This is a genomic window from Denitrobacterium sp., assembly GCF_056180635.1.
Map to the genome: position 1 here is coordinate 1 of NZ_JAZZJS010000097.1, position 3,656 is coordinate 3,656.

4 protein-coding genes are annotated in these 3,656 nt (G+C 62.2%); all 4 read right to left on the reverse strand.

Annotation, left to right across the window (positions count from 1 at the left end):
* Nucleotides 1-541 (reverse strand): transketolase family protein (locus tag AC04P6_RS08900; protein WP_475566273.1); only part of this gene is annotated, 541 nt, incomplete at its 3' end.
* A 12-nt stretch (nt 542-553) separates the two neighbouring features.
* Entirely contained in the window at nt 554-1,372 is an 819-nt protein-coding gene (locus tag AC04P6_RS08905; RefSeq protein WP_475566274.1) for a transketolase, read from the reverse strand.
* A gap of 11 nt (nt 1,373-1,383) precedes the next feature.
* Entirely contained in the window at nt 1,384-2,472 is a 1,089-nt protein-coding gene (prfB, locus tag AC04P6_RS08910; RefSeq protein WP_475566275.1) for a peptide chain release factor 2, read from the reverse strand.
* Nucleotides 2,473-2,519: 47 nt separating this feature from the next.
* Nucleotides 2,520-3,656 (reverse strand): preprotein translocase subunit SecA (locus AC04P6_RS08915; protein ID WP_475566276.1); only part of this gene is annotated, 1,137 nt, incomplete at its 5' end.

Genomic DNA, 3,656 nt, shown 5'->3' on the forward strand with positions numbered 1-3,656 from the left:
GAACGGCAGCGCGACCCATGCGAACGTACACGGGGCCATCGGTGCGAGCGGCGAGCTTGATGGAACTGCGAGCCGCTTCGTAATCGGCGGGAACGAGCACCGTCATGCCAGGAAGCTCGCGCATGAGCGCAACGTCTTCGAGCATCTGGTGGCTACCGCCGTCGGGGCCTACCGACACGCCAGCATGCGTGGGGCAGATTTTCACGTTCAAGCCGGAATAGGCGACGGTGTTGCGAATCTGGTCGTATGCACGGCCGGTTCCGAACACGGCGAAAGAGCCCGTGAAGGCAATCTGGCCGGCGAGGGACAGGCCAGCTGCGACGTCGATCATGTTCTGCTCGGCGATGCCGCAGTTGAACAGGCGCTCGGCATTGCCGTCGGCGGCCTTCGCGAACTTAGCCGTGGTGGTGGAGCCGGAAAGGTCGGCATCGACGGCAACTACGGGAACGCCCTCTTCGGCGAGTTCCGCAAGCGTTACGCCAAACGCGGCGCGCGTGGCCTTCTTTTCCTGAGCCTGTTCGGGAGTGGCGAATTCTACCATGCCTGGCCTCCTCTAAGCCTGAAGCTCGGCCAAAGCGGTGGCCAGCTGATCTGCATTGGGGGCCTTGCCATGCCAGCCCACCTGATTTTCCATGAACGAAATGCCCTTTCCCTTCACCGTATGGGCGATGACGGCGTGAGGCACCTGGCCACCCTGCTGCTTGAGGGAGGAAAGATGCTCGATGAGTGCGGGGATGTCGTGGCCGTCGACTTCGGAAACGCTCCAGCCGAATGCCTCGAACTTCTGGGCGATCGGGCCCTCCTGAACGACTTCCTGAACGGGACCGTCGATCTGCAGGCCATTCGCGTCGACGATGGCGATGAGGTTGCCGAGCTTCTGGTGAGCGGCAAACATGGCCGCTTCCCAGACCTGACCCTCTTCGCATTCGCCGTCGCCCAGCACCGTGAAGACGCGGGCGTCGTTGCTTTCCAGGCGCAGGCCGCATGCGAGGCCGGCCGCGACGGACAGGCCCTGCCCCAGCGAACCGGTGGAAACTTCCACGCCGGGAACGAGGTGGCAGTCGGGGTGCCCCTGCAGGCGCGTGCCAAGCTTGCGCAGCGTCATGAGCTCTTCCTGGGGGAAATAGCCGGCATGAGCCAGTGCAGCGTACAGAGCCGGAGCGGCATGACCCTTCGCGAGGATGAAGCGATCGCGCGTCTCGCTGGCGGGATTCGCCGGGTCGTGATTCATAACGCCGCCGAAATACAGCGCCGTAAGAATATCGATACACGAAAGGGAGCCACCCGGATGGCCGCTACCTGCCTCGGCGATCATCTTCACGATATCGACGCGCATTGCACGCGCACGATCTTGCAAAGCCAATGAGTCCATCCTAATCCTTCCTATTGGGAAACGCGCCAACGGTGGTACCCGATGACGAATTCCTCGAGTCGCCCGCCCAGCACCGCGTCGACGTTGCCCGTCTCGACGCCACTGCGCAGATCTTTAACCAACTGATAAGGGTAGAGCACATAATTGCGTATTTGGCTTCCGAAGGAATTCTCCATTTTTTCGCCGCGCAATTCGGCCAATTCCTCCTGACGCTTGCGCTCTTCCAATTCGTAGAGTTTCGCCTTCAGAACGCGAAACGCCGCTTCCTTGTTCTGGAGCTGGGATTTCTCGTTCTGGCACGTGACCACCAAACCCGTGGGCATATGCGTGAGGCGCACCGCGGAATCGGTGGTGTTCACGCACTGGCCGCCCGGACCGCTGGAACGGTACACGTCGACGCGCACGTCGGACGGGTTCAGGTCGACTTCGATATCGTCGGGGAGAACGGGCATCACCTCGACGCTTGCGAACGTGGTATGACGACGCTTCTTGTCGTCGGTGGGCGAAATGCGCACCAGGCGATGCACGCCGATTTCGCTGCGGAGCATGCCGTAGGCGAAGCGCCCATCGACCTGGAAGCTCGCGCGCTCGATGCCGATGACCTCGCCCGGCTGGGCATCGAGAACCGTGACGTCCCAGCCCTTTTCCTCGGCGTAATGCGTGTACATGCCGAAGAGCATATCCGTCCAGTCCTGGGCCTCGAGGCCGCCAGAACCGGGGTTCACGGTAACGATGCAGGATCCCGCATCGAAACGACCATCGAACCACGACTCGATTTCGAACTGATCGAGCAGGGCCACCAGACGCGAACGCGCCTCCTCGGCCTCGTGGGCGAATTCGGGGTCTTCCTCGGCGAGGTCGCATGCCGTGCGGATGTCGTCGATGAGAGAGCATGCCTCGTTGAACGATTCGATAGTGGAACGCGTATCGCTCGCCTGCTTGGAAACGGCCTGCGCATGTTCGGAATCGTTCCAGAAATCGGGCTGCGAGCATTCCTCGTCGAGCTCGGCAAGCAGCGCCTTTGCGTCTTCGATATGCAGATAGTCGCGCGCGGCTTCAAGACGGCGCGACAGTTCGTCTATGTCTTTCAGGTTTGCCATGTAATCCTAACGAGCGCGTTCGCCCGGAGGCGAACGCATCGTATTGCCTAGTTGTTCAGCATGCCCGGCTGGCCGTGGCACTTCTTGAATTTCTTGCCGCTACCGCAGGGGCACGGGTCGTTGCGCCCTACGTTGGCGTACGGGTCTTCCTTGTCTTTCACGAACGTGGCCGGCTTCGCCGTGGCGGCGGGCTTGGGAACCGCCGTGGGCATGGGAGCCGCACCCTGCGCGGCGGCTGCAGCCTGCTGAACGCGCTGCGCCGTGGTGCGCGAGGAATCGTCGAGCGTGCGCTCCGGCGAGGAATAGCTGATCCTGCCGCGCAGCGGGTCGGCCTGCTCGGGTACGGCGGGGGCTTCCTTCTTGGCAATCTGCAGACGCAGGATGGTGCGCAGGAATGCCTCGTACATGCCATTCGTCATCTCGCCGAATGCGCGATGGGCCTCGTTCTTGTACTCCACCAGCGGGTCGCGCTGGCCAAACGCACGCAGGCCAATGCCCGTGCGCAGGTAATCCATATTCGAGAGGTGCTCCATCCAGCGCGTGTCGATGATGCGGAGCATGATGTTCGCCTCGAGCCCCTTCATCACCTCGTCGCCCAGAAGCTCGTGCTTCTCGTCGTAAATGCGCGTGAACTCGGAAACGATGGCATCGGACACGACTTCGGGGTCGTCTTCGTGGTCGACGGATTCCACCGAGAAGGGCACGCCGTCCATGTTCTGGACCCACATGTCGACGGAACGCATATCCCAGTCGTCGCTGGGAGCGCGATCGGGGCAGTTTTCCTGGACGATGGGCTCGACGCAATCGCGCATGATTTCGGGCACGCGCTCGGAAACGTCCTTGCCGTCGAGGATGGCATTGCGCTCTTCGTAGATGGCCTTGCGCTGCAGGTTCATCACGTCGTCGTATTCGAGGACGTTCTTACGTGCGGCGAAGTTCATCGTCTCCACCTGGCGCTGGGCGTTCTCGATGGCCTTGGAGACCATGGAAGCCTGGATGGGCATGTCCTCCGGCATGTCGGTGCGCTCCATCATGGCGCCGATCTTGTCCATGCGGTCGCCGCCGAACAGGCGCATGAGGTCGTCTTCCAGCGACAGGTAGAACTGCGTGGAACCCGGGTCGCCCTGACGACCGGCACGACCGCGGAGCTGGTTGTCGATTCGGCGGCTCTCGTGGCGTTCCGT

Excerpts from the sequence above, each read along its gene's own strand:
- prfB (WP_475566275.1), bottom strand. The coding sequence starts at position 2,472 with ATGGCAAACCTGAAAGACATAGACGAACTGTCGCGCCGTCTTGAAGCC.
- AC04P6_RS08905 (WP_475566274.1), bottom strand. The coding sequence starts at position 1,372 with ATGGACTCATTGGCTTTGCAAGATCGTGCGCGTGCAATGCGCGTCGAT.